The following is a 17,838-nucleotide window of genomic DNA, read 5'->3' as shown; positions in this document are numbered from 1 at the left end:
CGGTCATGCTGCCAGTACGGTGGTCGCGGTACGGAGGTGGGCATGCGGCGCAGTCGGGTGGTGGCGGTGTCCGCCGCGTCCGCCGCGCTCCTCGGCGTGGCCTACCTCATCCTCCCGCCGACCGGCTCCGACCTCGCCGCGCAGGTCGCGCGGGCCGACTTCTTCGCCGCCCACAGCTTCGCGCCGGTGGATCTGCGCTGGTACGGCGGCGTGCAGCAGTTCGGCTACAGCCTGGTCTCGCAGCCGGTGATGGCGCTGCTCGGGGTGCGGGTCACCGGCGCGCTGGCCCTGGTGGCGGCGGCCACCGCGTTCGCGGCGCTGCTGGTGCGTACCGGGGTGCCCCGTCCGCTGCTCGGCAGCCTGGTCGGGGTGCTCACCATCACCGGGAACCTGGTCTCGGGACGGGTGACGTACGGCCTCGGGGTGGCCTTCGGCCTCGGGGCACTGCTCGCCCTCACCCTCCCCCGTGTGCCGGCCGGCGCCGGGCCCGACCGGCGGGCGGGGCACCGGCGGTTCGTCCGGTTGGGGCTGGCGGCGGCCGGGGCGCTGCTGGCCTCGGCGACGAGTCCGGTGGCGGGTCTCTTCGTCGGCCTGGCCGGCGCGGCGCTGCTGCTGACCCGCCGGTACGCCGACGGCCTGGTGCTCGGCGTCGCCGCTGCGCTGCCGCTCGGGCTGACCGCCCTGCTCTTCGGCGATGGCGGCTGGATGAACATCAGCCGCACCGACACGGTCCGCGCCGTGCTGACCAGCCTGCTCGTCGCCGCGCTGGTGGGCTACCGGCCGGTGCGGGTGGGGGCGTTACTCTCGGCGGTCGGGGTGCTGGCGGCGGCCCTGGTGCACACCCCGGTGGGGCTGAACGCCACCCGGCTGGCGGTCATGTTCGCCCTGCCCCTGCTGGCCGCCGCCGCCCGCCCCCCGGCCCGGCTGACGCGGTGGCTCGCCCGCACCGGCCGGACCGCAGCGGGGCGGCAGGCCGACGCCGCGGTCGAAACCCGGGGCGACGACGACCGGGCCGGGGCGCGCGGCGACGACGACCGGGCCGGGGCGCGCGGCACCGGGCTGGCCCGACTGCGGGGCGGCGTCGGGCTGGCCGCGCTGCTGGCGGCGGTGTGCTGGTGGCAGCCGCCGGTGCCCCCGGCCGACCTGCGCAGCGTCGACGACCCGACCAGCCGGGCGGCCTACTTCGCGCCGCTGCGCGCGTTCCTCGACGGGCAACGGCTCACCGGCCGGGTGGAGATTCCGCCGACCCGCAACTACTGGGAGGCGGCGAGGCTGGGCGAGTTGCCGCTGGCCCGGGGCTGGCTGCGGCAGGCCGACATCGACCGCAACCCGCTCTTCTTCACCACCGTGCCGGGGGCGGCCGGCACCGGGGTGCCGCTGACCGCCGCGAGCTACCGGGACTGGCTCGGCGACAACGCGGTGCAGTTCGTCGCGGTGCCGGACGCCCCGCTGTCCTGGGTCGGCCGGGCCGAGGCGGAACTGATCGGGGACGGGCTGCCCTACCTGACGCCCGTCTGGTCCGGCCCGCACTGGCGGGTCTGGGCGGTGACCGACCCGACCCCGATCGTCGGGGCACCGGCCGAACTGGTCGCGCAGGACGGCGCGTCGGTGACGTTCCGGGCCCCGGCCGCCGGCAGGGTGCTGGTCCGGGTACGACACAGTCGCTGGCTGGCCGCCTCGGACGGGGCCACGGTCGCCGCCGACGGCGGCTGGACGGCGGTGACGGTGCCCCGGGCCGGGCAGTACCGGCTCGGTAGCTGACCAACCTTTTGCCGGTCCGGCAACGTTTCTTGCTCCCTCCGCCGACGGGCGCGCACGATCGACGCGGCAGGTCACGCAGGCGAGGAGGACGAGACGTGCACCACGACACGACGGCCGGGCAGCACCGGCACGACCACACCCCGGTGGCCACCGGCCACGACGGGCGGCACCCGGACGTGGACGAGGAGACCGCGCGGTTCTGGGAGGAGCACTACGGGCGGCACGAGCGGGTCTGGAGCGGCCGGGCGAACCCGATCCTGGTCGACGTCGCCGGCTCGCTGCCGGCCGGCACCGTGCTGGACCTCGGCTGCGGGGAGGGCGGCGACGCGATCTGGCTGGCCGGGCAGGGCTGGCGGGTGACCGCCGTCGACGTCTCCGAGACCGCCCTCGCCCGCGCGGCCGAGGAGGCGACCGCCGCCGGGGTCGCGTCCCGCATCGAGTTCCGCCGGCACGACCTCACCCGCACCTTCCCCCCGGGCGAGTACGACCTGGTCTCCGCGCAGTTCCTCCAGTCGCCGCTGGAGTTCCCCCGGGCGGAGCTGCTGCGCTCGGCGGCCCGGGCCGTGGCCCCCGGCGGCCGGCTGCTGATCGTCGAGCACGGCGAGGTCCCGCCGTGGGGACGGCACGACCACCCGCACGCGCGCTTCGCCACGCCGCAGGAGACCCTGGCCACGCTCGACCTCGCCCCCGACCGGTGGGACACCGAGCGGCTCGGCGCGCCGCGCCGGCAGGCCACCGGCCCGGCCGGCGAGATCGGCGAGCTGGTCGACCACGTGGTGCTGGTCCACCGCCGCCCCTGAGACCCGCGCCGGCGCGGGTCTCAGGAGTCGAGCACCCGCTCCATCGCCGCCCGGGAGCGGCGGCACGTGCGCAGGTACTCGTCGAGGAACTCGCCGGGGTCGTCGCGGCCCAGCAGCCGGACCACCCCGGCGAGCTCGACGCCGTGCCGGGGCAGTTGGTCGCCCTCCCGGCCCCGGACCAGCATCAGCGCGTTGCGGACCTGGGCGGCCAGCGTCCAGCCGGCCGCCATCTCGGTGGCGTCCGTCGGGTCGACCAGGCCCGCGTCCCGCGCCGCCGCGAGGGTGTCGAGCGTACGCGTGCCGCGCAGCGCCGGGATCGCCCCGGCGTGCCGGAGCTGGAGCAACTGCACCGCCCACTCGACGTCGGCGAGGCCACCCCGCCCGAGCTTGGTGTGGGTGGCCGGGTCGGCGCCCCGGGGCAGCCGCTCGTGCTCCACCCGCGCCTTGATCCGGCGGATCTCCACCACCTGCTCGCGGCTCAGCCCGTCGGCCGGGTGGCGCACCGGGTCGATCATCGCCTCGAACTCGGCGCCTAGGTCGGCGTCGCCGCAGACGAACCGGGCACGCAGCAGCGCCTGCGCCTCCCACACCTTCGACCAGCGGGCGTAGTACTGCGCGTACGCGGCGAGGCTGCGCACCAACGGGCCCTGCCGGCCCTCGGGGCGCAGGTCGGCGTCGACGCCGAGCGGCGGATCGGGCGCGGGCATCCCGAGCAGCCGGCGCAACTCCTCGGCGATCGCGCGGGCGGCGGAGCCGGCCGCGCCGTCACCCGCACCGGCCGGCGCGTCGTAGACGAAGAGCACGTCGGCGTCCGAGAGGTAGTTCGACTCGTACCCGCCGAGGCGGCCCATGCCGATCACCGCGAAGCGCAGCCCCGGCACGGGGGGCTGGGTCGCCCGGGCGGCCCGCAGCGCGGCGGACAGGGTGGCGTCGGTGACGTCCGCCAGTGCGGTGCCGACGGCGGTCACGTCGGCCAGGCCCAGCGCCGCCCGTGCGCCGTCAGGCCGGGGCGGCGACGGGGCCAACGAGCCGGCCCGGCTCAGCAGGTCGGCGCAGGCGATCCGGACCAGTTCCCGGCGACGCAGCGCGCGGATCGCCCGGGTCGCCTCGACCGGGTCGGCGTGCCGGGCCGCGGCGGCGGCGAAACCCTCGCAGAGGACCGCCCTGGGCCGGGGCGTCAGCTCGCTCTCCTCGGCCAGCAGCCGCAGCGCCTCGGGCTCGCGGGCCAGCAGGTCGGCGGCGTAGCGGGACGAGGAGAGCACCCGGGCCAGCCGGCGCGCCACCGGCCCGGAGTCGCGCAGCAGGCGCAGGTACCAGGGGGTGCTGCCGAGCTTGTCGGAGACCTGCCGGTAGTTGAGCAGGCCACGGTCCGGCTCGGGGGCGTCGGCGAACTCGCTGAGCAGCACCGGCAGCAGGGTGCGCTGGATGGCGGCGGTGCGGCTCACCCCGCCGGTGAGGGCCTGGAGATGCCGCAGCGCCCCGGCGGGGTCGGCGAAGCCGAGGATCTCCAGCCGGTGCCGGGCCGCCTCGGGGGTCAGCCGCAGCCCGTCGGCCGGCACCCGGGCCACCGACTCCAGCAGCGGCCGGTAGAGGAGTTTGGCGTGCAGGCGGCGTACCTCGGTGGCGTGGGTGACCCACTCGGCGCGGAACTCCTCGACGGCGCTGCGGCCCGGCGTGGCGGTGTGGCCCAGCGCGGCGGCCAGCCAGCGCAGCGCGGCCGGCTCGGTCGGCACGGTGTGGGTGCGGCGCAACCCCTGGAGCTGGAGGCGGTGCTCGACGCCGCGCAGGAAGCGGTAGCCGCGCAGCAGCCCCTCGCCGTCGGCCCGGCCGACGTAGCCGCCGGCGACCAGGGCGCGCAGGGCGGGGATGGTGCCGGGTACCCGCAGCGACTCGTCGCCCCGGCCGTGCACCAGTTGCAGCAGCTGCACGGCGAACTCGATGTCGCGCAGCCCACCCGGACCGCGCTTGATCTCGCGCTCCAGCTCCTTCGGCGGAATGTTGTCGATGATCTTGCGCCGCATGGCGCGTACGTCCTCGACCGCCTCGGGTCGCTCGGCGGCCCGCCACACCAGCGGGGCGAGCTGCTCGATCCACTCCCGGCCCAGCGCCAGGTCGCCGGCCGCCGGCCGCGCCTTGAGCAACGCCTGGAACTCCCAGGTGCGCGCCCAGCGCCGGTAGTAGGCGAGGTGGCTGGCCAGCGTCCGCACCAGCGGCCCCCGGTTGCCCTCGGGACGCAGGGCGGCGTCGACCGGCCAGGCGACCAGCCCGCAGACGTGGATCAGCCGGGTGGCGACCGTGGTGGCGGCGGCGAGGTCGTCGTCCTCGGCGGCCACGAAGATCACGTCGACGTCGGAGACGTAGTTCAGCTCGCCGCCGCCGCACTTGCCCATCGCCACCACGGCGAGCCGGGGCCGGGGGGTGCCCTCCGGCAGCTCGCCGACCGCGATCTCGTACGCCGCCGCCAGGGTCGCGTCGGCCAGCGCGGAGAGCGCGGCCATGGTCTGCTCCAGGCCCCGGCCGCCGGTCAGGTCGGCCGCCGCGATGCGCAGCAGCGCCAGCCGGTACGCCTTGCGCAGCACCGCCACCGGCCGCCCGTCGCCGGACAGGTCGAGTCGCCCCTCGGCGATCGGCGCCAGCCCGTCCGGGGCGGTGCTCAGGGCCGGCCACTGGTCGGGATTGGCGACCAGGTGGTCACCGAGCGCGGAGGACGCGCCGAGGACGGCGATCAGCCGGCGGCGCAGGCCGGGGTCGTCGGCGAGCGCCGCCAGCAGCGCCGGGTGCTCCTGTTCCGGCGTGGCCCGGCGCTCGGCCTCGACGATGCGGTGCAACTGGCGCAGCGCCAGATCCGGGTCGGCGGCCCGGGAGAGCGCGACGAGCAGCTCCGCCGCGCGCTCGTCGACGGGTTCCTGCACGTCCGGCCGCCACAGCCCGAGCCCGTCCGGGCCGAGCAGGTCGTCGGCGCGGGTGGCGCCGACGCCGCCCTCGGTGCCGAAGCCGTAGCGCGCGAGCCGTCCCACGGCCCTGGCCGGCCGGCTCATCACTGCCCGAGCAGGGGCAGGCTGCGGCGAGGCTCCGCGTCCTCCAGCTCACCGAGGGCCAGCGCGGCGAACCGGGCGGCGAACGGCTGCCAGACCTCCTCGACGTCGACCATCACGTCGTGGCAGGCCGCCACCACCAGGTCGGGGTCGTAACCCAGCTCGGCCAGCAGCCTCGAGTCGGTGGCCCAGTCGGCGATCATGGCGGTGTCGCACTCGATGTGGAACTGCAACCCCCAGGCCCGGTCACCGAGGCGGAACGCCTGGTGCGGGTAGCGGGTGGAGGCGGCCAGCAGGGTGGCGCCCCGGGGCAGTTCGGAGATCTCGTCGGCGTGCCACTGGAACACGTCGGGCATCAGCGGGACGTAACGGAACAGCGGGTCGGCGTCGGCGGCGTCCCGCTTGCCGACCACCGTGGCGCCGGCCTCCGGGCCGCTCGGGCTCCGCACGACCTCGCCGGCGTGCGCGGTGGCCAGCAGCTGCGCGCCGAGGCAGATGCCGAGCGTCGGCACCCGGTGCCGGACGGCCTTGCGCAGCAGCCCCTCCAACGCCGGGAGCCAGGGCGCGGCGGGCGACCCGTCCGGCAGCGGGTACGGCGGCAGCCCGCCGCCGAGCACCACCAGCGCCGAATAGCCCGTCAGGTCGGCGGGGATCTCCTCACCGGCGTGGGCGCGAACCACCCACAGGTCGAGGCCGGCCTCGGTCAACCACTCACCGAGCCGGCGGACGTCGTCGGTCGGGTCATTCTCGATCACCAACGCGGTAGCCACGACGTCGAGGCTATCCGGTGACCCCGACGGACCCCAGAACGCCTCCACCGGCACGGCGCCGGGCGCGCCCGACGACCGGTACGTGCCCGGAGCCCGCGCGTACGCGACTAGGCTCTGCCGCTGTGCCCGACCGCGCCCGTACGACCCCCGCCACCGCCGTACGACCGCCGGTGCTGCGCCCCGGCGACACCGTCATGCTGGTGTCGCCGTCCGGCCCGACCCGACCGGAACGGGTGGCCCGGGGCGTCGAACTGCTCACCGGCTGGGGGCTGCGGCCGGTGCTCGCGCCGAACGCGTACGCCCGGCAGGGCTACCTCGCCGGCGCGGACGAGCTGCGCGCCGCCGACCTCAACGCGGCGTTCGCCGACCCCGGGGTGCGCGGGGTGATCTGCACCCGGGGCGGCTACGGCGCGCAGCGGATCGTCGACGCGATCGACATGGCCGCCGTACGCCGGGACCCGAAGGTGGTCGCCGGCTTCTCCGACATCACGGCGCTCCAGTTCGCGCTCTGGCGGGGCGCCCGGCTGGCCGGGGTGCACGGCCCGGGAGCCGCCTGGCTGGACGAGCGCACGCCGCTGCGTTCGGCCGAGTCGCTGCACGCCGCCCTGATGACCACCGAGCCGGTCACGGTGAGCGCGGTGGCCGAGGAGGAGACCTTCGCGGTACGCGTGCCCGGCCGGGCCACCGGCCCGCTGCTGGGCGGCAACCTCTGCCTGATCGTGGCGTCGCTGGGCACCCCGGACATGCCGGACCTGACCGGGGCGGTCCTGCTCGTCGAGGACGTGCAGGAGCCGCCCTACAAGGTGGATCGGATGCTCACCCAGCTCCGCCGCGCCGGCGCCCTGGACGGGCTGGCCGGGGTGGCGGTGGGCCAGTTCACCGACTGCGCGGACGGCTGGTCGGTCGGCGTCGCGGACGTGCTCTCCGAGCGCCTCGGCGACCTCGGCGTCCCCGTCCTCGGCGGCCTCCCGATCGGTCACGGCCGCAACCAGCTCACCGTTCCGGTCGGCACCGAGGCCACCCTCGACACGCAGGCCGGCACCCTCACGGTCGCCCCCGCCGTCCGCTGACCGGCCGCGCGGCCCTCGTTCAGGGGGTCAGGTGGGCCAGGGCACCCGTTTCCAGGGCGGCCCAGACCGTGGCGTCCGGGGCGACCGTGAGGCCGTGGGGCTCGCAGGCCGGGGTCGGCAGGTCGTGGGTGGTGATCGCGCCGTCGGGGGTCACGTGGCCGATCCGGTTGCCGCCCCACTCGGTGTACCAGCAGCCGCCGGCCGGGTCGGCGACGATCGCGTGCGGCCGGGCGGACCGGTCCGGCAGCGGGAACTCCGTGATCCGCCCGTCCGGGGTGATCCGGCCGAGCTGACCGGCGCCGATCTCGACGAACCAGAGCGCCCCGTCGACGCCGGCGGTGATGCCGACCGGCGCGGCCCCCTCGGTCGGCAGCGGGTGCAGGGTCACCACGCCGTCCATGCCGATCCGCCCCACCGCGTCCGCCTGGTTGAGCGTGAACCAGACGGCCTCGTCCGGCCCGGCGGCGACCATCGAGGCGAAGCCGCCGCGCACCGGCAGCGGGAACCGCGTCTGCTCCCCGTCGACGGTGACCCGGCCGATCGCGTCGGCGCTCATGGCCGCGTACCAGAGGGCGCCGTCGGGACCGGCGGCGATGCCGCAGGGGCCGGTGCCGGCCGGCAGCTCGACGGCGCTCAGGTCGCCGTCGGTGGTGATCCGGCCGATCCGGTCGTCGCCGGAGCGGGTGAACCACAGGGCGCCGTCGGGGCCCGGGGTGATGATCAGCGGTCGGCTGTCGGCCGCCACCGGCCAGGTGCGCAGCTCGCCGTCCGCGCCCAGCCGGGCGATCTCACCGGCGTGGACCAGCGTCAGCCACAGCGCGCCGTCGGGGCCGACCGTGATGGCGTACGGGCCGGCGCCGGCCCCGGTCAGCGGAACTTCCCGGATCTTCGCGGACGTCGTCAAGACGATCACCTTCCGTCACCTGCTCGACCCGGGCGGGGGCCGTGCCGACCGCACACCCTTACCGCCCCCGCGCGCCGGTGCAACCCGTTTGTCCGGTCGCACCGCCAGATTGCCAGCTGGCTGACAGGGTCGCCACGGCTCACCCCCAGCCCGGCTGGTCACTGTCGGTGACGTCATCGCACCATCCAACGACGAGCTGGAGGACGACGTGTCCCGCACCATGAGGAAGAAGCACCTGCTGGCCGGGCTGGCCGCAGCCGGCGTACTCGGCGTGGGCCTCACCGCCCCGGCGGTCGCATCCGCCGCGGACAGCGCCACCCCGACGCCGAGCGCCAGTGCCACGGAGAACGGCGAGCGCCAGCAGCAGCGGACCGACCGGCAGGCGGAGTTCGCCGAGAAGCTGGCCGAGGAGCTGGGCGTCGACACCGACAAGGTGACGGCCGCGCTGGAGAAGCTGCGCGCGGAGCACAAGCCGGCCGACCGGGCCGGGAAGGGCGACAAGGGCGACCGGCCCGAACGCGGCGACAAGGGCGACCGGCCCGAACGCGGCGAGCGGGGCGACTCCGCGGACCGGCAGGCCGCGCTGAAGGAGCGCCTGGCGCAGGCCGTCGAGGACGGCAAGCTCACCCAGGAGCAGGCCGACGCCGTCACCGCCGCCGCCGAGGCGGGCGTCCTGCCCGGCCCGGGCGGTCGGGGCGGCCACGGCGCACCGGCCGGAAAGTGACGGCCGGCTGACCGATCCCGTCCCGCCGGTGTGGCGAGTGCCGAAAGGCTCGGCACCGCCACACCGGTGGAGGGACGGCGATGCCCGCAACCGCCGGCGCCACCACACCCCGTGGAGGGACGGCGGTGCCGGCGGGCGCCCGTACCATCACGCCGGGTGGAGTGACGGCGGTGCCCGCAAGCGCCCGCACCACCACGCCGGGCGGCGGGCAGCGCGGCGGCGGTGGTCCGCCGGGGGACGGGACCGCTGGCCGGTCAGGAGTCGGCGGGCGGCGGGGCGTAGACGCCGAAGTGGTTGCCGGCCGGGTCGAGCAGATGGGCGAGGGTCAGCCCGTTGTCGTTCTCCGTGCGCGGCACCAGCACCTTGCCGCCGGCCGCCTCCGCCCGCCGCACCGTCTCCGCCACGTCGGCCACCTGCACGTAGAAGACCGCGTAGTTCGGGCTCGCCCCGCCGGTCCCCCGGACCGCCCCGCCGATGCCCGCACCGGTGCCGCCCCCCGTCGTCCGGTACGACGCTCCCGCGGTGCCCTCCTCGGTGAAGCTCCAGCCGAACAGGTCGCCGTAGAAGCGCTCGGCCTCGTCCGGCCGCTCGGTGCCGATCTCGAACCAGGTCACGGCGTTGCCGATGGTCATGGGTGCCTCCCGTCTCCGCGCGCCGGCCGGTCGGCCGGCGCCGTCAGGAGAGAGCCTCGACCCCGCCCGCGACACCGTCCTGTCGGTGTTTCTCCGCCGACACCGGCCCGTGGCCGCGCTGTCCCGGCTCAGACCAGGCTGAGCCGGCGGATCCGCTCCTGGGGAATGTCGATGTCGTCGGCGGACAGTTCGCGCTCCGGCACCCGCTCGGCGAGGGTCGTGACCGAGGTGATCCGGTCGACGCGGAAGGCGCGGATGCCGGCCCGCAGCCGGCACCAGCCCAGCAGGTACCAGTGTCGGGGATTGCCGAGGTAGCCCAGCGGCTCCACGTCGCGCAGCGAGCCGGCACCGGAGCGGTCGGCGTAGCGCAGGCGCAGCACGCGTCGCGCGCGCACCGCGTCGGCGACGGCGGCCGGGACGGGCGTCACCGGGCCGTCGCCGATCAGGTGCACCCGGGCGGCGAGCCGGTGCGCCTCGGCGGCATCGGCGGCCGGCATCACGGAGATCAGCTTGCGCAGGGCGGTGCCGGCCGCGGCGGCGAACGGCGTGCCGCGCATCCGGTGCAACGCCACCGCCATGGCGACCGCCTCGACGGGGGTGAGGTTGACCGGCGGCAGGGTGCGGGCCCGGTCAAGCGCGTAGCCGCCGGTGCGGCCCGGCTCGGCCCAGATCGGCACGCCCGACTCCTGGAGGGCGCCGATGTCGCGCTCGATGGTGCGGGTGCTCACCTCGAAGCGGTCGGCGAGCCAGCGGGCGCTGCGCGGCCGTGGCGACACGGCGCGCAGCTCCTCGACCAGGGCATAGAGACGGTCCGTCCGGTTCACCCCCGCAACCTACGGCGGGGGTGTGACGGGACAGGTCAGGCGATGCAGGCGCAGACGATCAGTGCCGCGCCGAAGTGGGTGGCGGCGCTGACCCGGGCCGCCGGGTGCGGCTCGTCGGAGCAGATGATCTCGCCGAGCCTGCCCGGGGTCAGCAGGTCCAGCACGAAGAACGCCAGCGCCATGATGGCCAGCCCGACCACGCCGAAGATGAGGGTCGAGAGGATCCCCTTGTCGAAGTCGCTGTAGCTGGTCAGGATCGCGGTGAACACGATCCCGGCGATGCCGAGCTGGTTGGCGGCGAGCAGCAGCGCGGCGTTGCCGTTGCGCCGCACCCAGATCAGCTCCCGCAGCCTGCCGGGAGTGAGCAGGTCGACCAGCCCGAACCCGGCCGCCATCAGGCCCACCCCGACGACTCCGAACACCAGGCTCTGCCATGCTCCGTTGAGCAGGTCTTCCAGCACCGACTGCCTCCCGAACTCTGCGCCCGGCGGGGGTGCCGGCGCGGTGACCGAGACGATAGCGGCACCGCGCCACCGGCGGGAGCCCCGTCCCAGCGCGGGAAGACAGCCCTACAGCGACAGGTAGCGCTGCCGTTCGTAGGGGGTGACCTCGCGGCGGTACTGCTCCCACTCGGCCCGCTTGTTGCGCAGGAAGAAGTCGAAGACGTGCTCGCCGAGCACCTCGGCGACCAGCTCGGAGCCGGCCATCACGTCGATCGCCTCGGAGAGGTTCTCCGGCAGCGGCTCGTAGCCCATCGCCCGGCGCTCGGCGCTGGTCAGCGACCACACGTCGTCCTCGGCGCCCGGCGGCAGCTCGTAGCCCTCCTCGATGCCCTTCATCCCGGCGCCGAGCAGCACCGCGAAGGCCAGGTAGGGGTTGGCCGCCGAGTCGGGCGAGCGGATCTCCACCCGGGCCGAGTTCGGCTTGCCGTAGGCGGGGACCCGGACCAGCGCGGACCGGTTCAGATGACCCCAGCAGACGTACGCGGGGCTCTCGGTGACGCGGTCCGGCAGCGCCTGCGGGAACAGCCGCTTGTAGGAGTTGACCCACTGGTTGGTGACGGCCGTGTACTCCCGGGCGTGCACCAGCAGCCCGGCGATGAACGCCCGCGCCACCTTGGACAGCTTCATCGGGTCGCTGGCGTCGTGGAACGCGTTGCGCTCCCCCTCGAACAGCGACAGGTGGGTGTGCATGCCGCTGCCCGGCTGGTCGGTGAACGGCTTCGGCATGAAAGTGGCCTGCACGCCGGTGGAGAGCGCCACCTCCTTCACCACGTGCCGGAACGTCATGATGTTGTCGGCCGTGGTGAGCGCGTCGGCGTAGCGCAGGTCGATCTCCTGCTGGCCGGGGGCCACCTCGTGGTGGCTGTACTCCACGGAGATGCCGATGCGCTCCAGCGCCAGGACGCCCTGCCGGCGGAAGTCGCGGGCCACGGCGTGGGTGGTGTGCTCGAAGTAGCCGCCCGTGTCGACCGGGACGGGCACCGAGCCGTCCATCGGGCCGTTCTCCAGCAGGAAGAACTCGATCTCGGGGTGGGTGTAGAAGGTGAAGCCCTTCTCGGCCGCCTTGGACAGCGCCCGGCGCAGCACGTGCCGCGGGTCGGCCCAGGACGGGCTGCCGTCGGGCAGCAGGACGTCGCAGAACATCCGGGCGCTCTCGCCGCTGACCCCGCCCTCGAACGGGAAGACCTGGAAGGTGGTCGGGTCGGGCATGGCCACCATGTCGGACTCGAAGACCCGGGCGAAGCCCTCGATCGCCGAGCCGTCGAACCCGATGCCCTCGTCGAAGGCCGCCTCCAGCTCGGCGGGGGCCACCGACACGCTCTTGAGCGTGCCCAGCACGTCGGTGAACCACAGCCGGACGAACCGGATGTCCCGCTCTTCCAGCGTACGGAGGACGAACTCCTGCTGACGGTCCACTTCCACCCCTCGCGACACCTTGCACACCTGCGACCGGGGTTCGCCCGGCCTGACCGACCAGTCTCCACCCGCCTCGTTACGCCGACGTTACGCGACCGGCCGGCGGGCGTCCCGCCGGTCCCGCAGCCGACTCCGTCGCCCACCGCCCGCGGTGTCGGACCCGACCGGCTGGGGCAAGATGAGGACATGCCCACCCTGCGTCTCGCCCTGTGCCAGGTCAACCCGACCGTCGGCGACCTCGCCGGCAACTCCGGCCTGGTCCGTGACTGGACCCGTCGAGCCGCCGACGCCGGCGCCCAGATCGTCGCGTTCCCGGAGATGATGCTGACCGGCTATCCGGTCGAGGACCTGGTCTTCCGCCGGTCGTTCGTCGCCGCGTCGAAGGCCGCGCTGCACCGCCTCGCCGCCGACCTCGACGCCGACGGGCTGGGCGCCCTGCCGGTGCTGGTCGGCTACCTGGACGCCGACGGCCCGCCGCAGGTCAGCGGCGACGCCGAGCCCGGTCGTGGCGCCCGCAACGCGGCTGCCCTGCTGCACCGGGGGGCGGTCGTCGCCACCTACTTCAAGCACCACCTGCCCAACTACGGCGTCTTCGACGAGGACCGCTACTTCATCCCCGGCGACGCGCTGAGCGTCGTCCGCGTCGGCGGGGTGGACGTGGCGCTGACCATCTGCGAGGACCTGTGGCAGGCGGGCGGCCCGTTCGCCGCCGCCCGCCAGGCCGGCGTCGGCCTGGTCCTGACCATCAACGGCTCGCCGTACGAGCTGAACAAGGACGACGTCCGGCTGCCGCTGGTCCGCCGCCGGGCCGCCGAGGCCGGCGCGACCGTGGCGTACGTCAACATGGTCGGCGGGCAGGACGAGCTGGTCTTCGAGGGCGACTCGATGATCGTGGCCGCCGACGGCGAGCTGCTCGCCCGGGCGCCGCAGTTCGTCGAGCACCTGCTGGTGCACGACGTGCAGCTGCCCCCGGCCGCCGAGCAGGCCGCCCCCGAGGAGGTGCTGGCGGACGGGCTGCGCGTGGTACGCACGCAAGCCGGTGACATCCCGCCGCCGCCCGACGGCCCCGTCGCCACCGGCGGGATCATCGCACCGGTGGCCGACGAGGCCGAGGTGTGGCAGGCGCTCGTGCTGGGGCTGCGCGACTACGTCAACAAGAACCGCTTCCCCTCGGTGGTGCTGGGCCTCTCGGGCGGCATCGACTCTGCGGTGGTGGCCGCGCTGGCCGTGGACGCGCTCGGGCCGGACCGCGTGGTCGGCGTGTCACTGCCCAGCCAGCACTCCTCCGAGCACAGCCGGGAGGACGCGGCCGAGCTGGCGAAGCGGACGGGGCTGGACTACCGGGTCGAGCCGATCCAGCCGATGGTGGACACCTTCCTGGCGAACATGTCGCTCTCCGGGGTCTCCGTGGAGAACCTCCAGGCGCGGGTACGCGGGGTGATCCTCATGGCGCTGTCGAACCAGGAGGGACACCTGGTGCTGACCACCGGCAACAAGAGCGAGCTGGCGGTCGGCTACTCCACCCTCTACGGCGACTCAGTCGGCGGCTTCAACCCCGTCAAGGACGTCTGGAAGACGCTCGTCTGGCGGTTGGCGAAGTGGCGCAACGCCGACGCCACCCGCCGGGGCGAGACCCCGCCCATCCCCGAGAACTCGATCGGCAAGCCGCCGAGCGCCGAGCTGAGCCCGGGCCAGCTGGACAGCGACACGCTGCCCGACTACGACGTGCTGGACCCGATCCTGATCGGCTACGTCGACGGCGACCTGGGCCGCGACGGGCTGGTCGCGTCCGGCCACGACCCGGCCATCGTCGACCGGGTGCTGCGGATGGTGGATACCGCCGAGTACAAGCGCCGCCAGTCCGCGCCGGGCGCGAAGATCTCGATGAAGGCCTTCGGGCGGGACCGGCGGTTGCCGATCACGAACCGGTGGCGCGAGGACGGCTGAGCCGGGTCACTCCCGGGCCGGTGGCGGCCCGGGAGTGACATCCTCCACTGCGCTCTGCCGCCGGCCGGTCGTCTGGTGCGACGATCGGGCGGAACCCGGGGACCGCGCACGCGGCCTCGAGGAAGGAGAGAGTCATGGTGGAGTCCACCCCGTCCGAGGTGACCGCCCTCTACGGCGGCCCGGCGACCCGGCGGGTCCGCACCCGCGACCTGATCGCCGCCAAGGAGCGCGGCGAGCGGTGGCCGATGCTCACCTCGTACGACCAGTACACGGCCTCGATCTTCGACCAGGCCGGCATCCCCGTGCTGCTGGTCGGCGACTCGGCCGCGAACAACGTCTTCGGCTACGAGACGACGGTTCCGGTGACCACCGAGGAACTGCTCCCGCTGGTACGCGCGGTGGTCCGGGCGACCCGGCACGCGCTGGTCGTCGGCGACCTGCCGTTCGGCTCCTACGAGGAGGGCCCCGCGCAGGCGCTGCGTACCGCCGTGCGGTTCATGAAGGAGGGCGGCTGCCACGCGGTGAAGCTGGAGGGCGGCCGGCGCTGCGCGGCGCAGATCGCCGCCATCACCGGCGCCGGCATCCCGGTGATGGCGCACATCGGTTTCACCCCGCAGAGCGAGCACGCCATCGGCGGCTACCGGGTGCAGGGGCGCGGCGACGCGGCCGACGACGTGATCGCCGACGCCCGGGCGGTGGCCGAGGCGGGCGCGTTCGCCGTGGTGCTGGAGATGGTGCCCGGCGAGGTGGCCAAGCGGGTCACGGCGGAGCTGCCGATCCCGACCGTGGGCATCGGCGCCGGCGCGGACACCGACGCCCAGGTGCTGGTCTGGCAGGACATGGCCGGCCTGCGTACCGGCAGGGCGCCGCGCTTCGTGAAGCGCTACGCCGACCTGGCGGGTGCCCTGACGGACGCGACGCGACGCTTCGCCGACGAGGTCCGTGGCGGCGAGTTCCCCGCCGAGGAACACACCTTCTGATCCGTTCGACGGGCGGTGCGCCCCTGCGGGCCGCACCGCCCGTCGCGATCTCACACCGCACGGAACCGCTACCGACAGGATCGGCGAGCCGCCCGGGGTGGTAGGCCCAGCTCGCAGAGATCTTGGTAGGAAACGGGCCTTCGAGGGGCCGTTCCGTACCAGGATCTCGGGCGACGCCGGGCAGGCGGGTCAGCCGGGCGGGGCGGGTGTTGTCAGAGGTCGGTGACGCGGATGCCGGCGTGCGCCTTGTAGCGCTTGTTGATGGCGATCAGGTTGGCGGTGAACGCCTCGATCTGGTGGGCGTTGCGCAGCCGGCCGGCGTAGATGCCGCGCATGCCGGGGATCCGGGCGGCGAGCGCGGCCACCACGCCGACCAGCTCGCGGTCCTCGGTGCAGATCAGCACGTCGAGGTCGATCCGGTCGATCTCCGGGTCGGCCAGCAGCGGCGCGCTGACGTGGTTGAACGCGGCGCAGACGCGGGAGTCGGGCAGCAGCCCGGCGGCCTGCTGCACGGCGCTGCCCTCGGCGACCGGGAGGGCGTACGGGCCCTGCTTGTCGAAGCCGAGCGGGTTGACGCAGTCGACGACGATCTTGCCGGCGAGCGGCTCGGCGAGCGCGGCGACGGTGGCCGCGTGCCCGTCCCACGGCACCGCGATGATCACCACGTCGCTGCCCCGGGCCACCTCCTCGTTGCCGCCGCCGGTCACCCGCGCCCGGGCGGGCACGCCCGGCAGGGCCGCGATCTCCTCGGCGGACTGCGCGGCCCGCTGGGCCGAGCGGGATCCGATCAGCACGGTCTGACCGGCCCGGGCGAACCGGTAGGCGAGACCCCGCCCCTGGTCGCCGGTGCCGCCGATGATGCCGACGGTCAGCCCGGACACGTCGGGCAGCGTGCTCGCGTCGTAAGCCATGCCGACATCCTCGCAAACCTGCGCGCCCCGCAGCAGTCGTGGACGCTGTGACAATCCCCGCTGGCGTCGGGAGAGCCCCGTGCCGGCCGGCGGGTCAGGGACAGGCGGGATCAGGCCAGCTCGAACGCCACCGCGCGGGTGACCGGGTCGGCGGTGACCAGCCGGACCCGGACCCGCTCGCCGAGCGGCAGTTCGCCGAGGCAGCGGGCGCGCACCGGCGGGTCGTCCAGCGCGACGGTGCCGCCGGGGCGGCGGCCCGGTCGGGCCTTACCGTCCGGCGGCGCGTCGACGTCCAGCACCGCCGCGTCGAAGGTCTCCCCCACCCGGTGCTCCAGCAGCACCGCCTCGGCCAGCTCGATCGCGCCCCGGGTGGCCGCCGAGGCGGTCCGGTCGGTCGTGGTCATCACCTCCGGCAGCCGGGGCAGCGCCGCGCGGGCCCAGTCGGGCACCTCCCGGCCCTCGTGCAGCGCCAGGCAGACCTCCGTGGCGTACCGGTCGGCCAGTCGCCGCAGCGGCGCGGTGACATGGGCGTACGCGGTCGCGACCCCGCCGTGCTCCCGCTGCTCGGGCGGCGCGCCGTCGAAGGCCGTGTACGCGGCGCCCCGCATCAGCTCGGCGGCCTGGTCGATGAAGGCGGCGGCGCGGGGCTGCGAGGGGTCCAGCCCGGCGATCACCTCGCCGGGGCCGGCCCCGTCCGGCCAGTGCACGCCCAGCGGGGCGGCGGCGGCCCGCAGCCGCGCCACCGCCTCGGGCTTCGGTGCCGGCATCGTACGCAGCAGGCCGATCCCGCCCGCCAGCATGATGTCGGCGGCGGCCATCCCGGTCAGCAGCGAGATCTGGGCGTTGTGCTCCTCCATCGGCGCCGGCCCGCGCAGCACCAGCCGCCAGCCGTCGCCGTCGGCCTCGACGTCCTGCTCGGGCAGCGGCAGGTTGATCGCGCCCCGGCGCAGGCCGCGGGCGGTGAGCAGGGCCCCGATCTCGGGCAGCAGGGCGATCGGCTCGGGCAGCCGGCCGGCGTCGGCGGACGCCTGCACGCCGACGTAGTCCAGCTTGGCGCGACTGCGGACCAGTGCGCGCTCCAGGGCGACCCCGAGGGTGCCGCCGTCGGCGTCCAGGTCGATCGTCCACACCACGGCGGCCCGGTCGACGTCCGGCAGGAGGCTCGCCACGCCCTCGCTGAGGATCTCGGGGTGCAACGGCACGGTGCCGTCGGGCAGGTAGACGGTCTGCCCGCGCCGCCAGGTCTCCTCCTCCAGCGGACCGCCGGGACGCACGTGCGCGGCGACGTCGGCGATCGCGTACGACACCCGGTAGCCGCCGTCGGGACGGCGGGCGAGGTGCATCGCCTGGTCGAGATCGCGGGAGCCGGCGGGGTCGACGGTGACGAACGGGACGTCGGTGCGGTCGGCGGCGGGCCGGGGCGGCGAGGCCGCCGCGCCCTCGGCCTCGCGCTGCGCCGCGGCCGGGAAACCCTCGGGCAGTCCCAGTTCACGGCGCAGCGCGCCGAAGTCGATGCGGGGTGCGAGTACGCGTCGGATCACCACGGGGTCAATCCTGACAG

Annotated in this window: 15 protein-coding genes; 6 read left to right on the top strand and 9 right to left on the bottom strand. The window is 75.3% G+C overall.

The genetic code is table 11. The features are described 5' to 3' along the window. Positions 1 to 42 precede the first annotated feature (42 nt). Positions 43 to 1,761 (top strand): hypothetical protein, encoded by a 1,719-nt coding sequence (locus tag ACGFIR_RS22370; protein WP_393146917.1) that lies wholly within the window; start codon positions 43 to 45, stop codon positions 1,759 to 1,761. A gap of 95 nt (positions 1,762 to 1,856) precedes the next feature. Beyond that, positions 1,857 to 2,561, top strand: coding sequence for an SAM-dependent methyltransferase (locus ACGFIR_RS22365; RefSeq protein ID WP_393146915.1), 705 nt, complete (start codon positions 1,857 to 1,859; stop codon positions 2,559 to 2,561). 20 nt (positions 2,562 to 2,581) lie between these two features. Here ACGFIR_RS22365 and ACGFIR_RS22360 read toward each other — a convergent pair whose 3' ends face one another. After that, positions 2,582 to 5,599, bottom strand: a complete 3,018-nt coding sequence (locus ACGFIR_RS22360; RefSeq protein WP_393147280.1) for a bifunctional [glutamine synthetase] adenylyltransferase/[glutamine synthetase]-adenylyl-L-tyrosine phosphorylase — start codon at positions 5,597 to 5,599, stop codon at positions 2,582 to 2,584. After that, a complete protein-coding gene (locus ACGFIR_RS22355) occupies positions 5,599 to 6,366 on the bottom strand; it encodes a type 1 glutamine amidotransferase (RefSeq protein ID WP_393001937.1) in 768 nt (255 codons plus the stop codon). Before ACGFIR_RS22355 ends, ACGFIR_RS22360 begins: the two co-directional genes overlap by 1 nt. 194 nt (positions 6,367 to 6,560) lie before the next feature. On the opposite strand from ACGFIR_RS22355, the gene ACGFIR_RS22350 reads away from it, so the two are divergent. Beyond that, positions 6,561 to 7,436 (top strand): LD-carboxypeptidase, encoded by an 876-nt coding sequence (locus tag ACGFIR_RS22350; protein ID WP_393147278.1) that lies wholly within the window; start codon positions 6,561 to 6,563, stop codon positions 7,434 to 7,436. Between the two features lie 19 nt (positions 7,437 to 7,455). Here the strand turns inward: ACGFIR_RS22350 and ACGFIR_RS22345 are convergent, their stop codons facing one another. After that, positions 7,456 to 8,340, bottom strand: a complete 885-nt coding sequence (locus tag ACGFIR_RS22345) for a virginiamycin B lyase (RefSeq protein ID WP_393146913.1) — start codon at positions 8,338 to 8,340, stop codon at positions 7,456 to 7,458. Positions 8,341 to 8,548: 208 nt separating this feature from the next. Here ACGFIR_RS22345 and ACGFIR_RS22340 point away from each other — a divergent pair, with 208 nt between their 5' ends. Next, a complete protein-coding gene (locus ACGFIR_RS22340) occupies positions 8,549 to 9,064 on the top strand; it encodes a hypothetical protein (RefSeq protein WP_393146911.1) in 516 nt (171 codons plus the stop codon). Between the two features lie 254 nt (positions 9,065 to 9,318). On the opposite strand, the gene ACGFIR_RS22335 is transcribed toward ACGFIR_RS22340, so the two are convergent. The 4 genes from ACGFIR_RS22335 to glnA form a co-directional block, all read right to left on the bottom strand. Further along, the gene (locus ACGFIR_RS22335) at positions 9,319 to 9,696 is read right to left on the bottom strand and encodes a VOC family protein (protein ID WP_393001931.1); all 378 of its coding nucleotides are present in this window, start codon (positions 9,694 to 9,696) and stop codon (positions 9,319 to 9,321) included. Positions 9,697 to 9,824: 128 nt separating this feature from the next. Then, the gene (locus ACGFIR_RS22330; RefSeq protein ID WP_393001929.1) at positions 9,825 to 10,520 is read right to left on the bottom strand and encodes a helix-turn-helix transcriptional regulator; all 696 of its coding nucleotides are present in this window, start codon (positions 10,518 to 10,520) and stop codon (positions 9,825 to 9,827) included. A 35-nt stretch (positions 10,521 to 10,555) separates the two neighbouring features. Next, positions 10,556 to 10,981: a DUF350 domain-containing protein gene (locus tag ACGFIR_RS22325; protein ID WP_393001927.1), complete on the bottom strand. Its 426-nt coding sequence runs from the start codon at positions 10,979 to 10,981 to the stop codon at positions 10,556 to 10,558. Between the two features lie 108 nt (positions 10,982 to 11,089). Further along, the gene (gene glnA / locus ACGFIR_RS22320) at positions 11,090 to 12,439 is read right to left on the bottom strand and encodes a type I glutamate--ammonia ligase (protein ID WP_393002891.1); all 1,350 of its coding nucleotides are present in this window, start codon (positions 12,437 to 12,439) and stop codon (positions 11,090 to 11,092) included. 186 nt (positions 12,440 to 12,625) lie between these two features. On the opposite strand from glnA, the gene ACGFIR_RS22315 reads away from it, so the two are divergent. Together ACGFIR_RS22315 and panB are read left to right on the top strand one after the other, a co-directional pair. Beyond that, positions 12,626 to 14,386 (top strand): NAD+ synthase, encoded by a 1,761-nt coding sequence (locus ACGFIR_RS22315; RefSeq protein ID WP_393001925.1) that lies wholly within the window; start codon positions 12,626 to 12,628, stop codon positions 14,384 to 14,386. Between the two features lie 134 nt (positions 14,387 to 14,520). Further along, complete coding sequence (gene panB, locus ACGFIR_RS22310) at positions 14,521 to 15,366, top strand: 3-methyl-2-oxobutanoate hydroxymethyltransferase (protein ID WP_393146909.1); 846 nt, start codon at positions 14,521 to 14,523, stop codon at positions 15,364 to 15,366. Positions 15,367 to 15,578: 212 nt separating this feature from the next. On the opposite strand, the gene npdG is transcribed toward panB, so the two are convergent. Next, positions 15,579 to 16,277, bottom strand: coding sequence for an NADPH-dependent F420 reductase (gene npdG, locus ACGFIR_RS22305; RefSeq protein WP_393146907.1), 699 nt, complete (start codon positions 16,275 to 16,277; stop codon positions 15,579 to 15,581). A gap of 110 nt (positions 16,278 to 16,387) precedes the next feature. Beyond that, positions 16,388 to 17,821, bottom strand: coding sequence for an RNB domain-containing ribonuclease (locus ACGFIR_RS22300; RefSeq protein ID WP_393146905.1), 1,434 nt, complete (start codon positions 17,819 to 17,821; stop codon positions 16,388 to 16,390). Between the last annotated feature and the right edge of the window lie 17 nt (positions 17,822 to 17,838).

This window comes from Micromonospora sp. NPDC049051, from assembly GCF_043197575.1.
Taxonomy (GTDB): domain Bacteria; phylum Actinomycetota; class Actinomycetes; order Mycobacteriales; family Micromonosporaceae; genus Micromonospora.
Note: the sequence above shows the minus strand (reverse complement) of the source record. Positions and strands in the feature narration are given on the sequence as shown.